Origin of the sequence: Vibrio sp. 10N.261.52.C2 (assembly GCF_041471425.1) — a bacterium.
In the GTDB taxonomy this organism is placed as follows: Bacteria; Pseudomonadota; Gammaproteobacteria; order Enterobacterales; family Vibrionaceae; genus Vibrio; species Vibrio crassostreae_C.
The window spans coordinates 1-1,016 of record NZ_JBFROH010000082.1 but is presented as its reverse complement, the minus strand read 5'-3'; the positions used below and the strand labels follow the sequence as shown (position 1 = coordinate 1,016).

Sequence of the window (1,016 nt, the reverse complement as noted above, 5' to 3'; positions counted from 1 at the left end):
GTACAAGGCAATATTTTTCACATTCGGCAGTGCCGATTCGGGTGAGTCAGCGCCTGAGCAGTAGAGCCACATATAACACTTCTTCTCTTCTTTGAGCACATTGAGCGGCGTTTCATCCGCCTGAACCACCACTTGTTGAAGCAGGTTCTCCTTCAAGGCCGCATACAGCGGGGCGAACTTCTCACTGACTTGGATAACCCACCTTGCCATGGTGGTGCGTGATAGCTCGATACCCGACTGGGTAAACAGCGATTCTTGGCGATAAAGTGGCATCGCGTATTGGTATTTGCCAAGAATGATGTTGGTCAGCAAGCTTTCTGTGGCGAAGCTTTTAGGGATGAGACTCTGAGGGGATGGCTTCTGAACGATACGGCTGCTGTCATCTGTTTTCTCGCACTGGCGGCAAGCGTACTTAGGACGAACATATTCCAACACTTTGAGTACCGCTGGCGTGAACTCTAGCTTCTCGCTGCGGTCTTCCCCGATTTTATGCAGGCTATGATTGCAGCAAGCGCACTGCTTTTCATGGTCGTCTACATCAAGTTCGATAACCTCACGAGACAAGGTCTTAGGCAGAGGTTTACGTTTACCGCGCTTTTTCGTTGTGGTCGTGGTTGTCACCTCAACCTCGTCTTCTTTAACGGCTTCACATTCCGCTTCGTTGAAGAGGTCACCTTGTGATTCATCGTAAGGCTTTAATGCCTCCGAGCGTTTCGCGAACTGACGGTCGAAGGCGAGTTTGAGTTGTTCAAGCAGCGATTGGCGCTCTTGTTTCCACTCATTTTTCTCCGACATCAGAGCAGCTACCATCGCTTGTAGCTCGGCAACATCTTGGCTTTCTGGGTTGATATTTGGCGTCTTTTTCATAGCATTGATTATACTAAAATCGTGCCGTTAACGCTTGGAGAATAAGGCTTTATTCTCGATTAACTCATTGTAAAATCGTTTATTTTGATGGGTTCGTGGCCGATAATTGTGAAGCCTGAAAGCAGTCTATCAAGCTCAAATTGAGTGAG

At 48.0% G+C, this 1,016-nt stretch carries 1 protein-coding gene; it reads right to left on the bottom strand.

Annotation, left to right across the window (positions count from 1 at the left end; translation table 11 throughout):
- Positions 1-867: IS66 family transposase (tnpC, locus tag AB4307_RS21545; RefSeq protein ID WP_372133470.1), on the bottom strand; the 867-nt coding region annotated here is incomplete at its 3' end.
- Between the last annotated feature and the right edge of the window lie 149 nt (positions 868-1,016).